The sequence below is a fragment of the Zhihengliuella halotolerans genome (genome assembly GCF_004217565.1).
In the GTDB taxonomy this organism is placed as follows: Bacteria; Actinomycetota; Actinomycetes; order Actinomycetales; family Micrococcaceae; genus Zhihengliuella; species Zhihengliuella halotolerans.
Map to the genome: position 1 here is coordinate 3,339,447 of NZ_SHLA01000001.1, position 22,217 is coordinate 3,361,663.

At 71.4% G+C, this 22,217-nt stretch carries 23 protein-coding genes; 18 read left to right on the forward strand and 5 right to left on the reverse strand.

Going from position 1 to position 22,217, the window contains the following annotated elements:
- Positions 1-116 precede the first annotated feature (116 nt).
- The 3 genes from EV380_RS15410 (at position 117) to fdhA (ending at position 3,185) form a co-directional block, all read left to right on the forward strand.
- Positions 117-1,181: a hypothetical protein gene (locus EV380_RS15410; protein WP_130451852.1), complete on the forward strand. Its 1,065-nt coding sequence runs from the start codon at positions 117-119 to the stop codon at positions 1,179-1,181.
- A 56-nt stretch (positions 1,182-1,237) separates the two neighbouring features.
- Complete coding sequence (locus EV380_RS15415) at positions 1,238-1,861, forward strand: thymidine kinase (RefSeq protein WP_130451853.1); 624 nt, start codon at positions 1,238-1,240, stop codon at positions 1,859-1,861.
- 106 nt (positions 1,862-1,967) lie between these two features.
- Positions 1,968-3,185, forward strand: coding sequence for a formaldehyde dehydrogenase, glutathione-independent (gene fdhA, locus EV380_RS15420; RefSeq protein ID WP_102158207.1), 1,218 nt, complete (start codon positions 1,968-1,970; stop codon positions 3,183-3,185).
- A gap of 86 nt (positions 3,186-3,271) precedes the next feature.
- Here the strand turns inward: fdhA and EV380_RS15425 are convergent, their stop codons facing one another.
- Both EV380_RS15425 and EV380_RS15430 read right to left on the reverse strand, forming a co-directional pair.
- Positions 3,272-3,700, reverse strand: coding sequence for a hypothetical protein (locus tag EV380_RS15425; RefSeq protein ID WP_130451854.1), 429 nt, complete (start codon positions 3,698-3,700; stop codon positions 3,272-3,274).
- A gap of 103 nt (positions 3,701-3,803) precedes the next feature.
- Entirely contained in the window at positions 3,804-4,382 is a 579-nt protein-coding gene (locus EV380_RS15430; protein WP_130451855.1) for a TetR/AcrR family transcriptional regulator, read from the reverse strand.
- Between the two features lie 120 nt (positions 4,383-4,502).
- Between EV380_RS15430 and bioB the strand changes: the two genes are divergently transcribed.
- The 11 genes from bioB to EV380_RS15485 all read left to right on the forward strand — a co-directional run bounded on the left by bioB (position 4,503) and on the right by EV380_RS15485 (position 16,464).
- Positions 4,503-5,768, forward strand: coding sequence for a biotin synthase BioB (gene bioB, locus EV380_RS15435; RefSeq protein ID WP_242607745.1), 1,266 nt, complete (start codon positions 4,503-4,505; stop codon positions 5,766-5,768).
- A complete protein-coding gene (gene bioA, locus EV380_RS15440; protein ID WP_130451857.1) occupies positions 5,765-7,126 on the forward strand; it encodes an adenosylmethionine--8-amino-7-oxononanoate transaminase in 1,362 nt (453 codons plus the stop codon). The genes bioB and bioA overlap by 4 nt, the downstream gene beginning before the upstream one ends.
- Positions 7,123-8,310, forward strand: a complete 1,188-nt coding sequence (locus EV380_RS15445) for an aminotransferase class I/II-fold pyridoxal phosphate-dependent enzyme (protein ID WP_242607653.1) — start codon at positions 7,123-7,125, stop codon at positions 8,308-8,310. Before bioA ends, EV380_RS15445 begins: the two co-directional genes overlap by 4 nt.
- Positions 8,307-9,434, forward strand: a complete 1,128-nt coding sequence (locus EV380_RS15450) for a cytochrome P450 family protein (protein ID WP_130451858.1) — start codon at positions 8,307-8,309, stop codon at positions 9,432-9,434. Before EV380_RS15445 ends, EV380_RS15450 begins: the two co-directional genes overlap by 4 nt.
- Positions 9,431-10,165 (forward strand): dethiobiotin synthase, encoded by a 735-nt coding sequence (gene bioD / locus EV380_RS15455; protein WP_130451859.1) that lies wholly within the window; start codon positions 9,431-9,433, stop codon positions 10,163-10,165. The genes EV380_RS15450 and bioD overlap by 4 nt, the downstream gene beginning before the upstream one ends.
- A gap of 243 nt (positions 10,166-10,408) precedes the next feature.
- The gene (locus EV380_RS15460) at positions 10,409-11,698 is read left to right on the forward strand and encodes an adenylosuccinate synthase (RefSeq protein WP_102159272.1); all 1,290 of its coding nucleotides are present in this window, start codon (positions 10,409-10,411) and stop codon (positions 11,696-11,698) included.
- Between the two features lie 99 nt (positions 11,699-11,797).
- The gene (locus EV380_RS16940; RefSeq protein ID WP_130451860.1) at positions 11,798-12,787 is read left to right on the forward strand and encodes a GNAT family N-acetyltransferase; all 990 of its coding nucleotides are present in this window, start codon (positions 11,798-11,800) and stop codon (positions 12,785-12,787) included.
- Positions 12,788-12,818: 31 nt separating this feature from the next.
- Positions 12,819-14,093 (forward strand): glutaminase, encoded by a 1,275-nt coding sequence (locus EV380_RS15470; protein WP_130451861.1) that lies wholly within the window; start codon positions 12,819-12,821, stop codon positions 14,091-14,093.
- 154 nt (positions 14,094-14,247) lie between these two features.
- Complete coding sequence (locus EV380_RS15475) at positions 14,248-15,027, forward strand: carbon-nitrogen hydrolase family protein (RefSeq protein ID WP_130451862.1); 780 nt, start codon at positions 14,248-14,250, stop codon at positions 15,025-15,027.
- 224 nt (positions 15,028-15,251) lie between these two features.
- Complete coding sequence (locus EV380_RS15480) at positions 15,252-15,803, forward strand: RNA polymerase sigma factor (protein WP_102159276.1); 552 nt, start codon at positions 15,252-15,254, stop codon at positions 15,801-15,803.
- Positions 15,796-16,464, forward strand: a complete 669-nt coding sequence (locus tag EV380_RS15485; protein ID WP_130451863.1) for a hypothetical protein — start codon at positions 15,796-15,798, stop codon at positions 16,462-16,464. Before EV380_RS15480 ends, EV380_RS15485 begins: the two co-directional genes overlap by 8 nt.
- Positions 16,465-16,471: 7 nt before the next feature.
- Here the strand turns inward: EV380_RS15485 and EV380_RS15490 are convergent, their stop codons facing one another.
- The 3 genes from EV380_RS15490 to EV380_RS15500 are packed head-to-tail and all read right to left on the reverse strand — an operon-like array spanning position 16,472 to position 19,259.
- Positions 16,472-17,854, reverse strand: coding sequence for a CotH kinase family protein (locus tag EV380_RS15490; RefSeq protein WP_130451864.1), 1,383 nt, complete (start codon positions 17,852-17,854; stop codon positions 16,472-16,474).
- Positions 17,851-18,657, reverse strand: a complete 807-nt coding sequence (locus tag EV380_RS15495) for a polyphosphate polymerase domain-containing protein (RefSeq protein WP_130451865.1) — start codon at positions 18,655-18,657, stop codon at positions 17,851-17,853. The genes EV380_RS15490 and EV380_RS15495 overlap by 4 nt, the downstream gene beginning before the upstream one ends.
- The gene (locus EV380_RS15500; RefSeq protein ID WP_130451866.1) at positions 18,654-19,259 is read right to left on the reverse strand and encodes a DUF4956 domain-containing protein; all 606 of its coding nucleotides are present in this window, start codon (positions 19,257-19,259) and stop codon (positions 18,654-18,656) included. The genes EV380_RS15495 and EV380_RS15500 overlap by 4 nt, the downstream gene beginning before the upstream one ends.
- 160 nt (positions 19,260-19,419) lie before the next feature.
- Between EV380_RS15500 and EV380_RS15505 the strand changes: the two genes are divergently transcribed.
- From EV380_RS15505 to EV380_RS15520, 4 genes are read left to right on the forward strand one after another with little or no spacing between them, the layout of a single operon-like run.
- Positions 19,420-20,538: a DNA glycosylase AlkZ-like family protein gene (locus EV380_RS15505; protein WP_130451867.1), complete on the forward strand. Its 1,119-nt coding sequence runs from the start codon at positions 19,420-19,422 to the stop codon at positions 20,536-20,538.
- A complete protein-coding gene (locus EV380_RS15510) occupies positions 20,535-21,035 on the forward strand; it encodes a DUF2087 domain-containing protein (protein WP_130451868.1) in 501 nt (166 codons plus the stop codon). Before EV380_RS15505 ends, EV380_RS15510 begins: the two co-directional genes overlap by 4 nt.
- Before the next feature lie 31 nt (positions 21,036-21,066).
- A complete protein-coding gene (locus tag EV380_RS15515; protein ID WP_130451869.1) occupies positions 21,067-21,618 on the forward strand; it encodes a histidine phosphatase family protein in 552 nt (183 codons plus the stop codon).
- Positions 21,619-21,630: 12 nt separating this feature from the next.
- Complete coding sequence (locus EV380_RS15520; RefSeq protein WP_130451870.1) at positions 21,631-22,215, forward strand: hypothetical protein; 585 nt, start codon at positions 21,631-21,633, stop codon at positions 22,213-22,215.
- The last annotated feature ends 2 nt before the right edge of the window (positions 22,216-22,217 follow it).

Consider the following 22,217-nt stretch of genomic DNA (forward strand, 5'->3'; position numbering starts at 1 on the left):
CGCCGTCTGGTCGGTAGCAGGATGCTGCCCCGCGCCGGCGATGGGGACTTCTCCCCATCGCGGCCCGGCCCCCGGCCTGCCACGATGATGGGGTCGAGAAACGCTGGAGGTCGGGTGTGGGCAGCATCATCGTTTTCGGAGTGGTCCTGCTCCTCGCGGGGGGTGCAGCTGTTGCGGCCGGCGTCCTGAACTATCGGGGCCGCTGGCGCCCGCTCAACGCCTTCGTCCCCTATATGGGGTCGGGCATCTTCTTCATGGGGTGCGGGATCCTGCTCTGGGGCGTCCTCGCGCTGGCCACCGGCGCCCTGACGCACGACGGCGGGCGGCAGCTCGCGCCGACGCTGCAATGGATCTTCACGTTGGCGAGTTTCGCCGCGCTGCTGCTCTTCGCGGGCGGTGCCTTCTTCGGCTACAGCCACTTGCCGCGCCGGCTGCGCCCGCGGTGGATGACCGACGCTGACGGCACCACCGACCCCGTCGGCGACGGCGGGTTCAAGGTGTCGCTGCCGCGCTGGTCCGCGGCGGCTACCGGCGCGAGTCTCTCGACGAGCCGCGGCCCGCTGCTCAGCCCCGAGGCCGTGGACTGGCTCTACAGGAGCTGGTCCGGGCACGGGTGGGTGCGCTTCGGGGAGTCCGAGGCCGCCCGTGGGCTGCGCGAGCTCGGCATGGTGCACGACGACGGCCGCGCGGCCCCCGAGGTGGTGCTCGCCACCCAGCCGCTGCAGTCCGAGGCGACGACGGCCTACGTCGTCGCTCTCCTGCCCGGCCCGGGAGGGCCCGGGACGCACGCGGTCGAGATGATCCTGCGGCTGGGCGCGCGCAACGCCGTCGTGCTGTGGCAGGAGGAGACATGGCCGGTTCAGCAGCGCGGACTCGACGACGAGCGCGGGTTCCGTCAGCGCCTCGGCCTGCTGACAGGTCACGGACGCCGCCGCAAGAGCAACGCGGCCTACCGGGTCGATTTTGTGGCGCCGGAGGCGGCGGGTGACTGGCTCATGGACTTCGTGGGCCGCACCAGCGGGCCGGACGCGTCGTGGCGGATCTTCCTCGACCGCGACCAGTCGTTGTCGCTTGTTCCGGGTGAGGTCGCGGGTCAGTACGTGACCGGGAGCGAACGGACCGCCACGGCCGCCGCGCTTGCGGCGAAGCTCGACGCGACGCTGCGGGGCGGGGCCGCATAGAATCGACGGCGGCGCCGGACCAACCGCCGCCGTGAACGTGAAGGGAGCCGATCGCGGTGTCGAAGCTCTATTTCCGCTACGGGGCGATGAACTCGGGCAAATCGACCGGCCTGCTGCAGGCGGCGTTCAACTACGAGGAGCGCGGTCAGCGCGTCCTCCTCGCGAAGCCCGCGATCGACACCAAGGGGGACCGGTCGATCGTCTCCCGCCTCGGCGTCACGCGCGACGTGGACTTCACGATCCTGCCCGCCGAGTCGGTGCGCGAGATCTTCAGCAAGTACGCCGCCGGCGATGACCCCGAGGCGATCGTCACGCACGTCGACGTCGAACCCGTGGCCTGCCTGCTGATCGACGAGGCCCAGTTCCTCACCCGCGAGCAGGTCGACGACCTGCTGCGCATCGCCGTCCTCGATTCCGTCCCCGTGCTCGCCTACGGCATCCGCACCGACTTCCGCACCGACGCCTTCCCCGGGGCGGCCCGGCTGATGGAGCTCGCGCACAGCCTCGAGGAGCTCAAGACGATCTGCCGGTGCGGACGCAAGGCCGTCTTCAACACGCGCCGCGTGGGGGAGACCTTCGTGTTCGACGGCGATCAGGTCGCCATCGATGGCCAGGACGTGGGGTACGAGTCGCTGTGTGCCACGTGCTACCTGGACGTCTCGGGCGGACGGCTCGGCTAGTCGAGCGCAACTGCCCGCGACCTCTTGACACACCCTTTCCCGCCGGAGCAGACTGTCTGATACCAGATTAGTACGCGTTTGATATATCAGGAACGGCGGCTCAACGATGAGTAACAAGGCAGTCAGCTACGCAGGTCCCGGCAAGGTCGAGGTCATCGACACTCCCTATCCCGAGTTCGAGCTCAAGGACGGGCCCGGAGTTAACCCGGCCAACGTCGGCCGCAAGGTCCACCACGGCGTCATCCTCCGCACGATCGCCACGAACATCTGCGGCTCGGACCAGCACATGGTGCGCGGCCGTACCACCGCGCCCGAGGGGCTCGTCCTCGGGCACGAGATCACCGGCGAGGTCGTCGAGGTCGGACGCGACGTCGAGTTCATCAAGGTCGGCGACATCGTCTCGGTGCCCTTCAACATCGCGTGCGGCCGCTGCCGCAACTGCAAGGAGGGGCAGACCGGCATCTGCCTCAACGTCAACCCTGACCGCCCGGGCTCGGCGTACGGCTACGTGGACATGGGCGGCTGGGTCGGCGGCCAGGCCGAGTACGTGCTCGTGCCCTACGCGGACTGGAACCTCCTGAAGTTCCCGGACCGCGATCAGGCGATGGAGAAGATCATGGACCTCACCATGCTCTCCGATATCTTCCCGACGGGCTTCCACGGTGCCGTCACCTCCGGTGTCACCGTCGGTTCCACCGTGTACGTCGCGGGTGCCGGTCCGGTCGGCCTTGCCGCTGCCATGGGTGCACAGTTGCTTGGTGCCGCCGTTGTCATCGTGGGCGACCTGAACGAGGACCGCCTGGCCCAGGCTCGCTCCTTTGGCTGTGAAACCATCAACGTCGCCCACGGGTCCGTCGAAGACCAGCTCGAGCAGATTCTTGGGGTCCCCGAGGTGGACTGCGGCATCGACGCCGTCGGCTTCGAGGCCCACGGTCACGGCGGGGACGCCGGCAAGGAGGCTCCGGCCACCGTGTTGAACTCGCTGATGGACATCACCCGCGCCGGCGGCGCCGTCGGTATCCCCGGCCTGTACGTCACCGGTGACCCGGGAGCCGTCGACGAGGCCGCCAAGAAGGGCGCGCTGTCGCTGTCCTTCGGTACCGGTTGGGCCAAGTCGCTGTCCTTCGCCACCGGGCAGTGCCCGGTCATGAAGTACCACCGCCAATTGATGATGGCGATCTTGAACGACAAGGCTCCGATTGCCAAAGCCGTCAATGCCGGGGCGATCTCGCTGGACGAGGCCCCGCGTGGCTACGCCGAGTTTGATGCCGGCGCGGCGAAGAAGTTCGTGCTCGACCCGCACGGGCTCATCTCCCGCAACTAGGTACCGCCCGTACGACGACGGCGCGACCTAGTGTCGTCGTCGTACCGGTTCCGCCCGGGGCGCCTGGCGCGTCCCGGGCGGCGTGATCAGCGTTGCTTGTGGGAGGCATCCCGGCGCCTGATGAGCAGGCCGACGGCGATCCCGAGCAGGCCCACGGACAGCGGGCTCAGCGCACCCGCGGCGAAGACCGCCTCTGGCGGGGCGAACGCGGCCAGGGTCCGCCAGGTCGGTCCCGCGAGCATCGCGCCGAAGACCATGCACGCGGCGAGGCTGACGGCCACACCCGTCGCCGCTGTCGCCGAGGCTCGGGCCATCAGGACCGCTCCGAGCGCCAGGGCCGCGACGACGAGCGCGAAGCCGAAGCGGACGAAGACGTGATTGCCGGTGGCCATCGCCAGCACCAGAAACTGGTTGCCGACGAAGAAGACGCCGACGCCGACGCCGAGCCCGCCGACGAAATGGACGAAGCCGCTGAAGAACGACGTCGTGTGGGTTCCTCCGATGGCCGTTGTCATGACGGCACCTGCTTCCCCGTGTCCGCTGTGCTGTCTCTTCAGTGAAACGCCGCGGACGCGCGGAGTCAATGGCGGCGGGTGCGCCGGGCCTGCGTCAGCGCGGCTACGGTGCCGCGGCGGAGGGCAGCAGCCCGTCCAGGGCCCGCTCGAGCGCCCAGCGGAAATCCGGGGCGTCGGCGTCGGCGACGTCTAAGTCGGCCCGGTTCTGCGCCTCCGCGATGGAGCCCAGTACGTGGTTCACGATGAGCGACTGGGCGCTCACCGCGTGGTCCTCGCGCAGGCCCGCGGCCGCGAACAGCCCGGTCAGCCGCGCAAGCGGCGTCAGGCGCTCGGGCGCGAGCACTCGCGCCACGTGCACGACCTCCGCGCTGTCCGGAATCGGCAGCAGCATGGTGTGCAGGCTTGAGGCCAGGTGCAGGATGGCGCCGCGGGCGGCGGGCGCTGGGACGACGTCGTTCCCGGCGACCGCGGCCCCGCCCGCCGGCGCGCCAAGCGCGGGTGTGTTCAGGAGCGTCGCGGCGACCTCGACGAGGAGCTCCTGCTTGTTCTTCACGTGCCAGTAGAGCGCGCCGACCTGAACCTCCAGGTCGCGGGCCAGCCGGCGCATGGAGAGGTCGGCGAGGCCGAAGTCGCGCAGGATGCCGACGGCCGCGTCCACTACGGTCTCCTGTGTCAGCGCCATGCCCGCCAGTCTATCCAGCCGCGCGACTCCATCCGCGGCGCGCGCCGGCGCGCAGTGGTGGTAGCCTCATTCCCACGAATTGAACACTGTTCAAGAGACGAGGGAATGACTGTGGATCAACTGGTTGACACGGACGCGGCGGGCCTGGTCGGTCGCATCGAATCGGGGCACGCGCTCACGGAGGCTGAGGCGCTCGCCGTGCTCGCGACGCCCGACGCGCAGACCCTCGACCTCGTCGCGCAGGCCGGGCGCCTGCGTCGGACCCACTTCGGCAACACCGTCAAGGTCAACTACCTCGTCAACCTGAAGTCCGGGCTCTGCCCCGAGGACTGCACATACTGCTCGCAGCGGCTCGGCTCCGACGCGCAGATCCTGAAGTACAAGTGGCTCTCGACGGAGGACGCCGCCGAGCAGGCAGGCCTCGGGGTGCGCGGCGGCGCCTCCCGCGTGTGCCTCGTCGCCTCCGGCCGCGGACCCACCGACCGCGACGTGAACCGCGTGACGGACATGATCGAGCGCGTCAAGGACGAGAACCCCGGCGTCGAGGTCTGCGCGTGCCTCGGGCTCATCAAGGAGCGGCACGCCAACAAGCTCGCGGCCGCCGGCGCGGACGCGTACAACCACAACCTCAACACCGCCGAGTCCAAGTACGAGGACATCTGCACCACGCACACCTACGCCGACCGCGTCGCCACCGTCGAGGCCTCCAAGGCCGCCGGCATGTCGCCGTGCTCGGGCCTCATCGTCGGCATGGGTGAGAGCGACGAGCAGCTCGTCGAGGCGGCCTTCGCCCTCCGTGACCTCAACGCCGACTCCGTGCCCGTCAACTTCCTCATGCCCTTCGAGGGCACCCCGCTGGAGGGCACCTGGGAGCTGACTCCGTTGCGCTGCCTGCGCATTCTGGCCATGGTGCGCCTGGCCTGCCCGGACAAGGAGGTGCGCATCGCGGGCGGCCGCGAGATGCACCTGCGTTCGCTCCAGTCCGTCGCCCTCGAGGTCGCGAACTCGCTCTTCCTCGGCGACTATCTCACGAGCGAGGGCCAGGCCGCCGAGGCGGACCTGGCGATGATCGCCGACGCCGGCTTCCGCGTCCTCGGCCGGGAAGAGGGCACGACGGCGGGCGTCGCACCGTGCGCCGGTCACGCGGTGGAGCCGGTCGAACCGGGTGGTCCCGCGGGTTCGGGCGGCGCCGGCTGCTGCGCCTCCGGCGGCGCAGCGGACGACGTCGCCGCGGCGGAGGCCGTCGCTGGCGCGGGATGCTGCGGCACGGGCGCCGCCGAGCCCCTCGGCACCGACACGCCCGCCGTCGCCGGAGTTAGCGCCAACCCGGGCACCCCGGTGCTGCGCCGCCGCGGTGCGGGAACGGCCGCGGCGCCCAACGCATGAGCGGCGCGGACCTGCTGGCGCGCGACGCCGGCCTGCTCTGGCACCCGTACGCCCCGCTGGACGCGGGCGCGCTCTACGGAGTGCTCGGCGCGCGCGGCGCGTGCCTGGACCTCGACAACGGATCGGGGCCCCGAACCGTCGTCGACGGGATGGCGTCTTGGTGGTCCGCGGTGCACGGCTACGGCCACCCCGAGCTCGACGCGGCCGCCAAGGCCCAGGTGGACGAGTTCAGCCACGTCATGTTCGGCGGCCTCACCCACGCCCCGGCGGTCGAGCTCGCCGAGTCCCTGACCCGGATCGCGCCCGCCGGGCTCGAGCACGTCTTCCTCGCCGATTCCGGCTCGATCAGCGTCGAGGTCGCGCTCAAGATCGCCCTGCAGTACCAAGCCGCCGTTCACCGCCCGGCCCGGCAGAGGTTCCTCGCCCTCCGCGGCGGCTACCACGGCGACACCTCGGCGGCGATGAGCGTGTGCGACCCCGTCGACGGCCTGCACTCGGCCTTCCCGGGCCTCGTCGCCGAGCAGGTCTTCGTCCCGCGCCCGCCCGCCGCGCGCCTGCTCGCCCCCGCCGACGGTGACCGCCTCGAGAGCGCGTGGGAGTACGACGACGCCGCGCTGGCCGCGTGGGAGGGCGACCTCGAGCGCATCGCGGCGGCCGAGGAGGGCACCCTGGCGGGCATCGTCGTCGAACCCGTCCTCCAAGGCGCGGGCGGCATGCACTTCTATCCGCCGGCGGCACTGCGCGCGCTGCGCCGCGTCGCCGACCGCTGGGACCTCGTGCTGATCGCCGACGAGATCGCCACGGGTTTCGGCCGCACCGGGCGCCTCTGGGCGTGCGACTGGGCCGGCGTCGTGCCTGACCTGATGTGCGTCGGCAAGGCGCTCACGGGCGGCTACCTCACGCTCGCAGCGGTGCTGTGCCACGAGCGCGTCGCGCGCGCCGTCGCCGCCTCGGAGCACCGCGCCGTCCTGCACGGGCCCACGTTCATGGGCAACCCGCTCGCGTGCCGGGTCGCCGCTGCATCCCTCGGGGTGCTCACCCGTCCCGATCACGACGGCGGCGCCGCAGGCTGGGAGCGCGCCGTCACCGCCCTGCACCGCGGGCTGGGTGACGCACTCGCTCCGGCCCGGGCGCTGGGCTCCGTGCGCGACGTGCGCGTGCTCGGCGGCGTGGGCGTCGTCGAGCTCGACCGGCCCGTCGACGTTCCCGCCGTCACACGGGCCGCGGTCGAGGCCGGCGCGTGGGTGCGTCCGTTCCGCAACCTCGTCTACGTCATGCCGCCCTACGTCGCCACGGGTGAGGAGATCGCCCGGCTCGGTGCCGCCGTCGTGCACGCGGTCGGCGAGGTGCACGGGTGAACGCCCCGGAGCCCGTCGCGGCCGAGGCCGCGGGCGCGATGGGGCGCTGGATCGCCGGGCGGGCGCGGGCGCGCGCGGCCCGCGGGGGCGCCCGGTCGACCCGGGCCGCGACCGGCCTCTACGACCTCGCCTCGAACGACTACCTCTCGCTCGCGCGCGATCCGCGCCTGGCCGCCGCGGCCAGTGCGGCCGAGCGGGAGTTCGGCACCTCGGCCGCGGCCAGCCGCGTCGTCGTCGGCACGCTGCCCGTGCACGAGGAGCTCGAGACGTCCCTCTGCGCGCTGACCGGGCGCGGGCACGCGCTCGCCTTCTCGAGCGGCTACACCGCCAACCTCGGCCTGCTCGGCGCGCTCGGCGGCCCCGGGACCACGATGATCCTCGACGAGCACGTCCATGCGAGCCTCGTCGACGGCGCGCGCCTCTCCCGCAGCCGGACCCTCACCGCCGCGCACAACAGGCACGACGACGTTGCCCGCCTCCTCGCGGCGCGGGACACGCCGCGCGCCGTGGTCGCCGTCGAATCCGTCTACTCGGTGCTCGGGGACGCGGCGGACCTGGCCGGGCTCGCGGCCGTGTGCGCCGAGCACGACGCCGTGCTGGTGGTCGACGAGGCGCACTCGATCGGCGTGCACGGCGCGGGCGCCGTCGCTGCGGCGGGCCTCGCGCACGATCCGCGCGTCGTGACCACGGCGACCCTGTCCAAGGCCCTCGGTGCCCAGGGCGGGGCCGTGCTGGGCTCCGGCGACTTCGGGGCCGCGCTGCGCGAGCACCTCGTCGACTCCGCGCGGACCTTCGTCTTCGACACGGGCCTCGCGCCCGGGCCCGCGGCCGCCGCGGCTCAGGCGGCGCGCATCGTCGCCGCCGACCCCGCGCTGCCGGGTCGGCTCGCCGAGCGCTCGGCGCAGATCGTCGCGGCGCTGGCTCCGGCGACGGGGCTCGACGTTGGCTGCGGCGCCGTGCACTCGGCGCGTGTTGGCTCGGCCGAGGGCGCCGCCGCCGCGGCCGCCGAACTGCGCCGCCGCGGCATCGCGGCCGGCTGCTTCCGCCCGCCCAGCGTGCCGGACGGGATCTCCCGATTGCGCTTCACCGCCCGCGCCGGACAGGAACCGGGCGAGCTGGGCCGGGCGCTCGACGACGTCGTCTCCGTAGTGAGCGGCATCCAACGGAAGGGGATCCCCGCATGAGCGGCGATGACTACCACCGCGTGCGCGAGCCGCGCGCCGTCCGCGACGTGCTGGAGCGCACGGGCGAGTTCGAACCGACCAACGCGCTCACCGCCGTCGTGCCGCTCGGGCCCGAGGCGCTGCGTGTGCTCGCCCGCGTCGGCTTCTCGCTGCCGCCGGTCCTGGCCTCCGCGACGGGCGAGGCGCACCTGCGGGTGCGGCGGCTCGTGGCCGGATTCTTCAGCCCCGGCAAGGTCTCCGCGGTGGCCCCGGCTGTGCGCGCGCTCGCCGCCGAGCGGGCTGCTGCCGTGCGCGAGCGCCTGACCGCGGGGGAGCAGGTCGACCTGGCCGCCGAGCTCGCCGCGCCCATCCCGCCGACGATCATGGCAGAACTGACCGGCACGGACTGCCCCGACCTGGATACCCTCAAGCGCTGGAGCCAGGACTCGTTGGAGCTCTTCTGGGGCTGGCCCGGCGAGGCGCGGCAGGTCGAGCTCGCGCGCAGCGCCGCCGAGTTCTACGCGTGGCTGCGCTCCAGCGTGCGGGCCAGCCGCGGCGGCGACTCGCTCTTCGGGGTGCTGCACGCGGGCGGCCTCGGCGAACGGGAGATCTGCTCGCTGGGCTACTTCCTCGTCATCGCCGGCCAGGAGACCACCGCGCTGCTCATCAACACGGTGCTGTACCGGAGCCTGCGCGACCGCGACGCGTGGGCCGCGTGCCGGGAGATGGACGCGGCGCGGGCGCAGGTGCGGGCCGTGATCGCCACCGAGTCCTCCGTGCACACGTGGCGCCGGCGGGCCGTGACCGACGCGGTCGTCGACGGCGTCGCGCTGCCGGCCGGGGCGGAGATCCTGCTCGAGCTCAGCGGGCACCATGCGGTGCCGGACGGCTCCGGCTACGGGCTCGCGTTCGGGCACGGCGTGCACCGGTGCCTGGGCGCCCGGCTCGCCGAGCTCGAAGCCGGGATCGTCCTGCACGAGGCTGCGCGCGCCCTGCCCGACGCCATCGGGTCCGGCGGCACCCCGCCGTGGCTGCGGTTGCTCTCGTTTCAGGCGCCGCTCGCGGTCGAGGCGCGGGCGCAGGGGCACGACGGCGGCCGCGAGCACGCGGGCGCCGGTGCCGGTACCGCGGGGGTGTGCGCATGATTCTCGTGATCACCGGGACGGACACCGGGGTCGGCAAGACGGTCGTGACCGCGGCGCTCGCCGCGGCCCACCTCGCGGCCGGCCGGACGGTCGCGGTCTACAAGCCCGTGCAGACCGGGGAACCGGCGGCGGGGGAGAGCCGCGGCGGCGACATCGGAGAGGTCGAGCGGCTCGCCGGGGCCGGCGTCGTGCTGGCGGAGGGGGCCCGCTTCGCCGAGCCCATGGCGCCGATGGCAGCGGCCGCCGCCGAGGGTCGCGCGCTGCCCGGGTTCGAGGAGCACGTGGCCGCGATCGGCCGCCTGCGCGCGCGGGTCGACGTCGTGCTCGTCGAGGGGGCCGGCGGGCTGCTCGTCCGGCTCACCGCGGCCGGACACACGATTGCGGACGTGTGCCGCGCCGCCGACGGGCGGCTGGTCGTGGTCGCCCGGGCCGGCCTAGGGACCCTCAACCACACGGAGCTCACGCTCGAGGCGGCCGCAGCGCGCGGGGTGCCGGCCGCCGGCGTCGTGCTGGGCGCGTGGCCGGCGGACGCCGGGCCCATCGAGGAGTCGAACGCGGACACGCTGCGCCGAGTGTGCGCAGCCGCGGGGGTCGGCTGGTGGGGCGCGTTGCCCGAGGGGTCGGGTGCCTGGGACGCCGACCGATTCGGCGCCGCGGCGGTTGGCTGGTTCGGGGGAGTACGTGGGAGAGACCCGGTGCCGGCGGGGGCGGTAGCCCAGCCGAATGTGTGAACCCCGGAGTCCTCGAACCAACGGAAGAACTCGCATCACCCGCGCCGCTCCGGTAAACTCGGCTCGTAAGAGCCCCTGACTCTTACGTTCCAGTGCGCCCGATTCGCGTCGATGGCCACGAGCAAGAGGCCCAGGGGCTTACGTGTGTCCGGTTCGACCGGAACCCGGTTCCGCGCCGCGCCGCACCAGAGTGGCCGGCGCAACCAAGGACCGGACGCTGACCCGATGCAAGGGGAGGATCCCATGCCAGCAATCGTGATCGTAGGCGCCCAGTGGGGCGATGAAGGCAAGGGCAAGGCCACCGATCTCCTCGGTGGACGAGTCGACTACGTCGTCAAGCCCAACGGCGGCAACAACGCCGGCCACACCGTCGTCGTGAACGGCGAGAAGTACGAGCTCAAGCTCCTTCCCGCCGGCATTCTGTCCCCGAACGCCACCCCGATCATCGGCAACGGCTGTGTGGTGAACCTGGAGGCCCTGTTCGAGGAGATCGACGGGCTCGAGGCCCGCGGCGCGGACACGTCCAAGCTGCGCGTCTCCGCCAACGCACACCTCGTGGCCCCGTACCACCAGACCATGGACAAGGTCACCGAGCGGTTCCTCGGCAAGCGCGCGATCGGCACCACCGGGCGCGGCATCGGCCCGGCCTACATGGACAAGATCGGCCGCCTCGGCATCCGCGTGCAGGACGTCTTCGACGAGTCCATCCTGCGGCAGAAGGTCGAGGGCGCGCTGCGCCAGAAGAACGAGCTGCTGCTGAAGGTCTACAACCGCCGCAGCGTCGAGGTTGAGGAGATCGTCGAGTACTTCCTCTCCTACGCGGAGCGGCTGCGCCCGCTCGTCATCGACTCGACCTTCGTTCTCAACGAGGCCCTCGACGCCGGCAAGGTGGTCCTCATGGAGGGCGGCCAGGCGACGTTCCTGGACGTCGACCACGGCACCTACCCGTTCGTGACCAGCTCGAACCCGACCGCGGGCGGCGCGTCCGTGGGTTCGGGCATCGGCCCCACGCGCATCAACCGCTCCGTCGGCATCATCAAGGCCTACACGACGCGCGTCGGCGCGGGCCCGTTCCCGACCGAGCTGTTCGACGACTGGGGCATCTACCTGCAGAAGACCGGCGGCGAGTTTGGCGTGAACACCGGCCGCCCGCGCCGCTGCGGTTGGTACGACGCGGTCCTGGCCCGCCACGCTTCGCGCGTGAACGGCTTCACCGACTACTTCCTGACGAAGCTGGACGTGCTCACCGGCATCGAGCAGATCCCGGTGTGCGTGGCCTACGACGTGGACGGCGTCCGCCACGACGAGATGCCCATGACGCAGACCGACTTCCACCACGCCAAGCCGATCTTCGAGTACTTCGACGGGTGGACCGAGGACATCACCGGCGCCCGCACGCTCGAGGATCTGCCGGAGAACGCCCGGAAGTACGTGCTCGCACTCGAGGAGCGCTCCGGGGCGCGGTTCTCCGCGATCGGCGTCGGCCCGGACCGCGAGCAGACGATCGTTCGCTACGACCTGGTCGAAGCCTAGGAATCTCCTTTGAGAGGCCGTGTCCCCTTTGTGGGGCACGGCCTTTTCCGTACGCTCGCGAGGGTAGTCTTGTCAAGGACTCGGATTAAGGATGCAGCTATGGGGGAGATCCAGCTTCGTCGACTCGTGACGGCTGACGATGTCGTGCTGCGCGCGGCGACGCACGCCAACATGAACTGGCGCGGCCGAGAGCGGTTCTCCTACCGGCAGATCGACACCCAATCCCATTTCCGGCAGTACTGCCGCCTCGACCCCGAGCGCGGGGACTTCGGCTTCGTCGCCGAGATTGACGGCCAGCCCGTCGGTGTCGTCTGGTGCCTCTTCCTCGACGCCGACCACCCCGGGTACGGGTACATCGGCGACGGCGTCCCCGAGCTGAGCCTCTCTGTCTGGTCCGGCTACCGCGGTGCGGGCCTCGGGCAGCAGCTGCTCAGCCGCGCGCTCGACGCCGCCCGGAAACAGCGCATCGCCCGCATCAGCTTGAGCGTCGAGGCCGCCAACGTGTCCGCCGTGCGCCTCTACCGGCGAGTCGGCTTCCGCCCGTCCCCCGAGGCGATCGACGAGGGAACGTACGTCATCGAGCTCTCCTCCGTCGCGGTCCGCCCCGAGCGGCCGAGCGAGAAGGACCGCGTCCGCGAAGTCGTGTCCGCCGCGTTCGCGACGGAGGCGGAGGCCGACCTGGTCGACGCCCTCCGGCGCGAGCCCGAGTGGATGCCCGGGCTCGCGTGGGTCGGCGAGGACCCCGAACGCGGAATCGTCGCTCACGCGCTGCTGACGCGCTGCCGCATCGGCGAGGCCGACGCCCTTGCACTGGCCCCGTGCGCCGTGGATCCCGCCGAGCAGCGCCGCGGGGTCGGCACCGCCGTGATCAGCGGCGCGCTTGAGGCGGCGCGCGAGCGGGGGGAACGCTACGTCGTAGTCCTGGGCCACTCGGCGTACTACCCGCGGTTCGGATTCCGCGCGGCGTCCGCCTTCGGGGTGGACATCCCGGGCGGAGCGCCCGACGGTGCCCTCATGGTGCTGGACCTGGGCGGCGCGTGGGACGTTCCGGCGGGGACCGTCGAGTACGCCGCGCCGTTCGGCCTCTGAACTCCGCGCCGGCGGTGGCTAGGATCGGGTCATGAGATCACCGATCCCCGATTACCTGACAGAGGTCCTCGACTCGACCCGGGAGGACGCGAGCGGGAACGTTGCCGACTACATCCCGGAACTGGCGCGCGCGAACCCGGACGTCGCGGCGATCGCCCTCGCCACGGTCGAGGGCTCGGTCTACTGCGTCGGCGACGCGGAGCAAGAGTTCTCGATCCAGTCGATGTCGAAGCCGTTCACGTACGCGCTGGCCCTGGCAGATCGCGGGATCGAGGCCGTCGGGGAGCGCATCGGCGTCGAGCCCTCGGGCGAAGCCTTCAATGAGATCTCCCTCGAAGCCGGCACCGGCCGCCCGCTGAATCCGATGATCAACGCCGGGGCCATCGCTGCGCACTCCCTCGTCCGCGCCGATTCGGCGGCCGAACGCGATCGCCGCGTGCTCGAGCACTACTCGGCATTCGCCGGCCGGGAGCTGGGCATCGCGGAGGAAGTCTTCGAGTCGGAGCAGTCCACGGGGCACCGCAATCTCGGGCTCGGCCACCTCATGAAGTCCTTCGGGATCATCGACGACGACCCGGTCGACGTCGTCAACGGGTACATCCGCCAGTGCTCGGTGGCCGTCACGGTCCGAGACCTGGCGCTCATGGCGGCCACGCTCGCGAACTCGGGAGTCCAGCCGGTCACCGGGCAGCGGGTCGTCGACGCGTACGCGACCCGGCACGTGCTCAGCGTGATGACGAGCTGCGGGATGTACGACGCGGCGGGCGACTGGCTGACGACCGTGGGGATTCCAGCCAAGAGCGGCGTTGCCGGCGGCATCATCGGCGTCCTACCCGGGCAGGTCGGCGTCGCCGTCTTCTCCCCGCGGCTCGACGCGCACGGCAACAGCGCTCGCGGCATCCGCATGATGGAGCGGATCTCCCGGGACCTGGGCATGCACCTCATGGAGGCGACGCGCCCGTCCCGCTCGGCGATCCGGGACCACCGGGTCGAGACCGTGCGGGGCGAAGACGTCACGGTCTACGAGCTCCAAGGCGATCTGGTCTTCGTCAGCACCGAGTCGCTCATCCGGCACGCGGTCGAGAATCCGCCGACGACGTCGGTCGTCGCCTTCGACATGCACCGCGTCGACGAGATCTCCGACGTTGCCAAGAAGATGTCGGCCGAGGCCGCACGGAGAATGAAGCTCGACGGGCACCGGGTCGTGCTGATCGACCCGAACGAGGTGCTTCCGTCCTTCGAGCTCGGGGATGGGACGACCCCGGAGTACTTCGCAAGCGTCGCCGATATCGACGTCGGCCGCTGAGGCAGTGCGGGCGCGCACGGCACCGGTAGCCGAATCGTGACCGGGCCGTCACGCCGTCGTCACGGGGGCGGTGAATCGGTAGGGTTGTTCACACTCACGCTGGGTGTGAGGCGAGAACCGGCCTTGGGCCGTCGGCGCAGACGAGGAGGCGACGATGAAGATTAGCGTGGCACAGCTGAACCCGTCGGGGGACCTGGAGGACAATCTCGAGGTCGTCCGGAGGCTCACGCGCCGGGCGCGCGACGAGGGCGCCGACCTGGTCCTCTTCCCGGAGGAGACGATGTTCACCATCCGTCACGTGGAGGGCGACCTGCGCGAGGCGGTGGACCGGGACTGGTCGACGTTCGTCCAGCAGCTCAGCCTGCTGGCGGCCGAGGAGTCGATCGCGATCGTCGCCGGAGGCTACGAGTCCAGCGGGGAGGCCCGACCCTACAATACGGTGGTGGCCATCGACGGCGGAGGGCGGATTGTCAGTACCTACCGCAAGGTCCACCTCTTCGACGCGTTCTCCTACAAGGAGTCCGAGCGGATCAAGCCCGGCGACCCCGATGACGTCGGTGTGATCGAGATCGACGGCCTGCGCTTCGGTGTGATGACCTGCTATGACATCCGCTTCCCGGAGATCGCGCGCCGGCTCACCACAGCGGGGGCCGACGTCCTTCTGGTCGCTGCCGCCTGGTTCAAGGGCGACCACAAGGTCGAACATTGGGAGACGATCCTGCGCACCCGCGCGATCGAAAACACTGTGTGGGTCGCTGCGGCCGGGACGTCGTCGACGAACACGGTCGGACACTCTGCTGTGCTCGATCCGATGGGCATCCCGGTCGATTTCCTCGACGACGAGGCCGAGGGACTCGTCACGGTCGACGTCACGCGCAAGCGCATCGAGGAGGTCCGGGAATTCCTCCCGGTATTGGCCAACCGGCGCCTCTAGAAGGCCCGGGGTCCCCCGGAAACACGCGGATGTCGGGGCTCTTCAAAAAAAGTTCAGAAAAAAGTTCCCCGCCGCGTAACCTCCGAGGGGGTCGGGGCGATGACGTATATGGAGCCGGGCTGAGAGTTTCCCCCCAACGATTTTCAGCCCGGCTCCTTTATAACTTATTGATAACTTCGCACTACACTGGTTCTCGACCGTCGTCGACGAACCTGAGGAGTGCAGTGGCCGCCATCTTGACGGATGACGTGCTCGAGCAGGCTCGGCACGGCGACACCGGCGCATTGACCGCCATTTACCAGAACCTGGCCGCGCCGGTGCATGGCTATCTGGCGGCGAAGGGACTTGAGGACCCGGAAGCTGCGGCTCAGGAGGTGTTCCTCACCGTGTTCGCCCGCCTCGCCGATGTGACCGGCGGAGCTGCAGGTCTCCGAAAGTTCACCTTCTCCATCGCGCACGCCCGCATGGTCGACGCCACGCGGGCACGTGCCCGCGCCCCCCTCGCCGTCGAATACGACGCCGCCACCGACCCCCGCGTGGAGTCCTCCCCCCAAGACGAGCTGCTCGGGCGGCTCGAATCCGGAAACCTCGCGCAGGCCCTAGAGTCCCTCGTACCCGATCAGCGCGAGTGCGTCATGCTGCGCATCGTCGCCGGGATGAGCATCGAAGAGACGGCCGAAATCATGGGCAAGTCCGCCGGGTCCATCAAGCAGTTGCAGCGCCGGGGGCTGCTCACCATGAAGAAGAGCCTCGAGGAGGTGAACGGCGATGACTGATCCGCATCGGGAATCCTTCGACGTCGACGCCCTGCTCGAGGAGGCGGGAATCGCCGACGCCGCGGCGCTGCGCGACGCCGTCGAATCCCTGCACGCCGCCGGGTCGATGCCGGCCCCGGTCCCCACCGGGCCGCTGGCCGATCTGCTCGAGGGGCGGCTCACTGCCGCCGAAGCCGCGGCGGCCGCCGGCATCTCGGCGGGATCCGACGACAACGTCATCGGTTTCGACCCGGCGAAGCCGCGCAAGCGACGCGGGGGCGCCGTCACGGGCGGCCTGACCGTCGTCGCGCTCGCTGCGGCAGCCGGTTTGGCCGGCGTGGCCGCTGCCGATGTGCCGCCGCGGGCGGCGTCTCCGGTCGTCAACGTGACGGTCCCGACGGGTGAGCTGACGAACAAGCCGGAGCGGCCGACCCTCGAGGCCTCGAATCCGCCCGAGCCGACGCCGGAACGGGTGGTCCACCGCGATCCGATCCCGACCCCGACGACACCTCCCGCTCCTGCGCCCGTTCCGGCGCCGAAGCCGACTCCCACACCGGCGCCCGCTGCGGAACGTGCGCCGGGGAAGAAGCCGGGCGGGGCGGCGAAGGTCCTCAACCCGGGGAAGCTGGCCTCCACGCTGCCCAAATCCGTCCCTGTGAAGCCGAAGACCAAGCGGCCGTAGGCGCGGTTCACTGCTCGGCGAGCTGCTGCCGGATGTCCTCCGCCTCGGCAGCGACCGTGTCCGCATCGACGAGGTCCGCGGCCTCGGCGGTCAGGAGTCCGCTCCAGTCGGAGAGGATGCGCTCGACTGCGCCCGACTCGACGAGATCCTCCTGTAGCCGTTCCTGCGCCCCGGCGTAGGCCGCCGCGAACGCCGCGTCGGCGAGGAACCGCTCCACGAGCGGATTCGATCCCCCGCCCGGACCGGCGGCCCCACGCCCGGGGCCAGCCCCGGCGGCACCGTCGCCGGAGTCTTGGGGGAGCTCGAAGCCCTCGGGCGGGGTGCGCTCGCCGTCGGCCGGCGGTTCGAAGCCGCCCGAAGCGTCACCCTGCTGACCGCCGGGCCCGGGGCCCGTTCCTTCGCCCGGACCACCGCCTCGCCCACTCACGCCGCCGAATGCCAGGTTCATGTCCCAGGACACGACCTTCATCAGGCCCGTGGCGGCGTCGTAGCGCAGGTAGGAGTTGTTGCCGGGGCCGTCGATGTCGTCGGTGTTCCCGACGAGATCCTGCACCGCGAGGTAGGTCGCGAACGCGTCCACGTCGAGGTGTTCGCTGAGGTCGGCGGAGAACTCCTCGTCGGTGGAGTTGTTGACGAAGTCGAGGAACCCGGCGACCGGGGCCAGATCGTCGCCGCCGGCCTTCGGCGTGAAAGCCTCGGCGTAGTCCGTGCCGTCCTCGCCGCGGTAGCTGTAGTCGCCGTCGGATTCGGCCTCATACGTGATGCCCGCGCCCGCGAAGTTCGCCTCGCTCCAGAGCTCGTCGTCCGGATTGTCGATGACGAGCCGCAGCTCGGCGTCCGCGCCGTTGACGCTGAACCGGGCGGCCGCGGCCGCCTCCGTCTCGAGGCCCGCCTCGCCGACGAGGGCCAGCGCCAGCGCCTCGTTCAGGCTCGTCTCGGTGTTGTTCTGCCGCACCACGTACTCCGCCCGGGACGCGTGCTGCTGGCCGTCCACGTACTTGTCGAGCCGGATCAGCCAGGGCAGCGCGGTCGGTTCGGCGTCGGCGTCGACGCCGCGCAGCGACGAGTTCCCCTTCAGCCGCAGCCCGACGTTCTCGTAGACGGAACCGTCGATCGTGACCGTCGCGCTGACCCACTCCTTGCTCCCGTCCTCGGCGTACGCTGTCAACGCGGCGTCCAGCTCGGCTGCGTCCGCCTCGACGTCGACCTCGTGCACCGCCGAGTTGTCGAAGAACGACGTCGACGCGTCCGTCGCGCTGTCCGCGTTCGCGTTGGTGATGTCGAGGATGTCGGTGACAGCGCAGCTGGTGAGCGCGACGGCGGCGATGGCGCCCGCGGCGACGGCGGTGGACAGGCGGCGGGACGTGGGGAATCGCGGTGCGCCGGTCATCGGCGGGCCTCCTTGCGGGATGCGGTCAGGGGTCGGATGCGGTGCCGTTCGAGCGTCCGGTGCCAGCGGTTGGACGGCAGCCCGGGGTGCAGGACGGCGAGGCCCGTGGCGAACTTGGAGATGCGGGCCGGGCGGATCCCGGCGCGCCACAGCAGGCGATCGAGGGGGCCCGCGGCACCGGCCGACTTCGTCTCCAGGACGACCTGGTCCTGCAGACCGAAGGCCCGCCCTCCGCCGCCGGAGGAGGCGTCGGTCCAGACCAGATCGGTGTCGAGGGTGACGCGGCTCGCGGATTCCGGCAGCAGGAAGGTCGTGCGCCGGTAGTCGGATGCGAGGACGGGCGCGAGCTCGTCGAGGCGGTCCGGGCGGCGGCCCAGCGCCTCGTCGAGCTGGCGCTCCAGGTAGTCGTGGCCGGCGTCGTCCAGCTCGTCGGCGTGAGCCGGGCCGTGCGGGACACGGTCCTTGACGGTGACCGCACGGCGCCCGCGCGTCTTGACCTCGAGGAAACTCGTCCCCGTATCCAGGTAGGTCCGCGTGCGGACCTTGAACCGGTGGCGCCGCCCGTGCGCCGAGAGGTGGTAGCTGGCCAGATCGGGGGTGTCGAAGTAGACGGAGTGGTAGCCGAAGCTGCGCCGCCCGGAGATGTCGAGGACGCGGACGTCCTCCCCGAGGAGCGCGATCAGCCGCCATGCCTCGGCGGTGTCGAGCACGTACTTGCGGTCCGTGCGGGACTGCAGCGCCGCCGTCGTGTTCAGTTCGTCGAGACAGACGCCCGGCACGGTCCGGAGCCACGCGGGGCTCATCGCGCGCTCACCGCCGGCTCGAGGACCTCGTGGTTCGCGGCCGAGCGCGCCGGCGCGTCACCGCCGGCGGAGAAGCGGACCTTGACGAGGGTCTTGTCGTTGACGAGGTCGAGCTGCTGCACGATGGCCGAGTGGACGCGGCCGCCGAGGACGGCCTCGAGGCTGCGGGTCAGCTCCGCCTCGTCGGCGATGGCGCGGTCCAGCACGACCTCCTGGTGGCGGTAGCGCGGCAGGATCCGCGAGTGGTCGGCGACGGCGATAACGGTGAGGATCAGCGCGATCAGGGTGATGCCGAGCCACAGCGGCGTCGGGACCAGGCCGGCGATGAGGCCGACGGCGAGGGCGGAGAAGTAGTAGGCGATCTCGTGCTGCTCGAGCTCGTTCGAGCGCAGCCGGATGATCGACAGGACGCCGAAGAGCCCCATGCCGACGCCGATGCCGATGCTGGAGCCGCTCAGCGTCGCGGCGACGCCGAAGACGCCGATGTTGATGCCGAGGTAGGAGACGGCGAGGTCCCGGCGGCGGTGCCGGCGCAGGTACAGGCCGAAGGTGAGGAAGACGATGGCGGCCAGATCGACGGCGCCCATGATGAGCAGGTTCATGCGGAATTCTCCTGAAGTCTGAGGGGATGGCTTCAGTCTTCCCGGCGCCGCTGTGGCGAGACTATGAGGGGACTTTGACGCGCTTTTGAGTCTGTCCTCAGGTAGGAACCAGGAAGGGGCAACGCGCCTACGTGCGGGTAGCAATCTGTAGGGTGGGTCCATGATCGAGTTGTCCGCCGCCGAGGCCCGCCGCGCCGTCGTCAACGCCCACTTCGCCCCCGCGGCCGCCGACGCGCTCGACGTGCTGCGCAACGAGCGTCTCCTCCAGCTCGACGGGATCAGCCGCGTCGACAAGGCCCACCGCCTCGCGGCCTCGGCCCGCCTGCCGGCGCGGCGCCCGGCGGCGGCGTACGACGAGGCCTTGTGGAACGCGGACGAGGCCGTGTCCTTCGAGACCTTCACCGACGTGGCGTGCCTCTTCCCCATCGAGGACTGGCCGCTCTTCGATCTCTCCCGGCAGTGGTTCCGCGACCACTTCGCCGCGAAGGGCTCGACGCCTCCGCCCGAGCTCAAGCACGACATCCTGCGCATCGTCGCGGGGACCGAGGGCGGGGCGACGATCGGCGACATCGAGGACGGCGGGCCGCGCGGGGGCAGCTGGGGGTGGAGCGAGCGGCAGAAAGCGGCCGAGTTCATGCTCTGGTGCGGGGAACTGGTCTGCACGCGGCGCACGGGGATCAAGCGGCTCTTCGACCTGCCGGAATCCCGCGTGCCCACCCACCTGTTCGAGGCGCGGCCCCACCGGGAGGAGGTCCTGACCGGGCTCGTGGCCTCGGCGCTGCGCGCGCTCGGCGTCGCCACGGTTCCCGACCTGCGCCGCCACTACCGCCTCAGCGCCGAGGACGTGCACACGGGGCTGGAAGGCGCGGGCGCCGTCGTCGTGCGCGTGCAGGGCTGGGGTGAGGACGCGTACGCGCTCGGCGAGCCCGCCATCGCGCCGATCGCGACGACCGAGACGCGCGGCAGCCGGCTGATCGGGCCGTTCGACAACCTGCTGCGCAACCGCAAACGCGCGGCGCGGATCTTCGGCTACGAGTACCTGTTCGAAGCGTACGTCCCGAAAACCAAGCGGCAGTACGGGGCGTACGTCATGTCGGTGCTGCACGGCGACCGGTTCGTGGGCCGCGCTGACGCCCAGCGCACGGGTCGCGACGTGAACCTGTGGCGCGTCTTCGGCGAGGACGGGGTGCCCGCGCGCAGCGTGCGAGCTGCGGCGCGGAGGGGCGGTACGCACCTGGCCCGGCAACTGGGAGGCGAACTGAGGATGGAGACGGAATGAGCGCATTGGATTGGCGGCGGCTCGTCGCCGTGCTCGCGAGCCAGGACCAGCGCACGGTGTTCGCGCACCTTCTGCTGGGGCAGGACCCCGGGCCGGCGCTGGCCGAGATGAAACCCAAGACGCGGGGCAAGGTGCGGGCCGCGCTGCTCGCCTCCGGGGTGGTGGAGGACGACGACGGAGCGCTCACCGTGCGCGACGGGGCGTTCAAGGAGATGCTGGCCGCATCGGCTCCGGCGCGCCGGGAGGGAATCGAGCGCTTCCGCAACGGGCGGCGAATCGTGCAGTTCCCGGCGAGTCCGGCGGAGCGCCGCGAATTGCTGGAGTGGGTTGCCTCGGAGGCGCTGGAGCCCGGCGAGCAGCTGGACGAGCGCGGCGTCAACGAGCGCCTCGGCGAATTCCACCCGGACACCGCACTCGTGCGCCGCTACCTCGTCGACCACGATCTGCTGCGGCGCAGCCCGGACGGTTCGGTCTACGTCCGTGACGCAGCGAACTGACGGGGAGCCGGCGCGGCGCTAGGGTGAGAGCATGGCGAAAAGACTGGTGATGATGCGGCACGGGCAGACCGACTGGAATGCGGAGGGCCGGCTGCAGGGCCAGGTGGACATCCCGCTCAACGAGACCGGACGCCAGCAGGTGCGCGACGCCATCGCCGAGATCCATGCGCTGGGGCTGGAGGCCGGCGGCTGGGACATGGTCGTCTCCTCCCCGCTGGGCCGCGCCGTCGAGACCGCACGCATCGTCGCGGACGGGCTCGCGCTGCCGATCGGCGAGACCGAGGCCGGGCTCCTCGAGCGGTCCTTCGGCACCGCCGAGGGAGTCGAGGCGTGGGGCCTGAGCGACGAGGAGAAGAGCGAACTCTTCGCCGTGGCCGAACCCGAGGACGCCGTCGCCGCCCGCGGCATCGACGCGCTGCGCCGCATCGCGCAGCTGTACCCGGGGCTGAACGTGCTGATCGTCGCGCACGGGACGCTCATACGGCTGACCGCGGACGCGCTGACCGGCGCCGAGTGCCCGCGGCTGGACAACTGCGAGACGATCGAGATCGAAACGGACCTCATCGCCGAACCCGCGCTGTAGGGAGGGGAAACCATGCCCCCGAGAGTCGCCAGCGGAAGCGCGACCGCCGCTTTGGGACTGCTGGTTGCGACAGCGTTCGCCGGGTGCACCGGCGGGGCCGCGCCGAAACCCTCGGACGAGCCCGCGCCCAGCTCCACGCCCGCCGCTGCGCCCGTCTCCGACAAGACCTTTGACGCCGCCATGGAGGCGTTCGGGTACGCACGGCTCGACGACGGGTGGACCCGCGGGTCATATGATGCCGCGGTCATGGGCGGAAGCGGTGTCGTGTGGGCCGGGGCGGGACACGGTTCGATCCGTGCGGATCAGCATGGACCGACTCTGGCCGCGGGCGACTACTACCTCGAGGTCCAGTGCTACGGCGTCGAGTTCCCCGGCCGTGGTGCCTCCATCTTGTGGGACGTGACCGTTGGCGACGCACCCGCGGTGGACGAAACCAGCAGCGTGAGCTGCCCCGAGGGTGAGGTGACCACCTCGCTGGCGCCGATCGAGTTGGCGAAGCCGCGGGACGGCCTCCGCATCGAGATCGCCCCGCTGGACGGCGTCACCGCCGTCGTCGACTACGCCCTCTACCAAGGTGAGATGCCGCCGCAGGAGTGACG

Bases quoted from the DNA above. Each gene is read 5' to 3' on its own strand.
- EV380_RS15475 (WP_130451862.1), top strand. From the start codon at position 14,248: ATGAAGATTAGCGTGGCACAGCTGAACCCGTCGGGGGACCTGGAGGAC.
- EV380_RS15495 (WP_130451865.1), bottom strand. From the start codon at position 18,657: ATGAGCCCCGCGTGGCTCCGGACCGTGCCGGGCGTCTGTCTCGACGAA.
- EV380_RS15485 (WP_130451863.1), top strand. From the start codon at position 15,796: ATGACTGATCCGCATCGGGAATCCTTCGACGTCGACGCCCTGCTCGAG.
- EV380_RS15515 (WP_130451869.1), top strand. From the start codon at position 21,067: ATGGCGAAAAGACTGGTGATGATGCGGCACGGGCAGACCGACTGGAAT.
- bioD (WP_130451859.1), top strand. From the start codon at position 9,431: ATGATTCTCGTGATCACCGGGACGGACACCGGGGTCGGCAAGACGGTC.
- bioA (WP_130451857.1), top strand. From the start codon at position 5,765: ATGAGCGGCGCGGACCTGCTGGCGCGCGACGCCGGCCTGCTCTGGCAC.
- EV380_RS15450 (WP_130451858.1), top strand. From the start codon at position 8,307: ATGAGCGGCGATGACTACCACCGCGTGCGCGAGCCGCGCGCCGTCCGC.
- EV380_RS15510 (WP_130451868.1), top strand. From the start codon at position 20,535: ATGAGCGCATTGGATTGGCGGCGGCTCGTCGCCGTGCTCGCGAGCCAG.
- EV380_RS15425 (WP_130451854.1), bottom strand. From the start codon at position 3,700: ATGACAACGGCCATCGGAGGAACCCACACGACGTCGTTCTTCAGCGGC.
- EV380_RS15490 (WP_130451864.1), bottom strand. From the start codon at position 17,854: ATGACCGGCGCACCGCGATTCCCCACGTCCCGCCGCCTGTCCACCGCC.
- EV380_RS15500 (WP_130451866.1), bottom strand. From the start codon at position 19,259: ATGAACCTGCTCATCATGGGCGCCGTCGATCTGGCCGCCATCGTCTTC.
- EV380_RS16940 (WP_130451860.1), top strand. From the start codon at position 11,798: ATGGGGGAGATCCAGCTTCGTCGACTCGTGACGGCTGACGATGTCGTG.
- fdhA (WP_102158207.1), top strand. From the start codon at position 1,968: ATGAGTAACAAGGCAGTCAGCTACGCAGGTCCCGGCAAGGTCGAGGTC.
- EV380_RS15460 (WP_102159272.1), top strand. From the start codon at position 10,409: ATGCCAGCAATCGTGATCGTAGGCGCCCAGTGGGGCGATGAAGGCAAG.
- EV380_RS15505 (WP_130451867.1), top strand. From the start codon at position 19,420: ATGATCGAGTTGTCCGCCGCCGAGGCCCGCCGCGCCGTCGTCAACGCC.
- EV380_RS15430 (WP_130451855.1), bottom strand. From the start codon at position 4,382: ATGGCGCTGACACAGGAGACCGTAGTGGACGCGGCCGTCGGCATCCTG.
- EV380_RS15520 (WP_130451870.1), top strand. From the start codon at position 21,631: ATGCCCCCGAGAGTCGCCAGCGGAAGCGCGACCGCCGCTTTGGGACTG.
- EV380_RS15470 (WP_130451861.1), top strand. From the start codon at position 12,819: ATGAGATCACCGATCCCCGATTACCTGACAGAGGTCCTCGACTCGACC.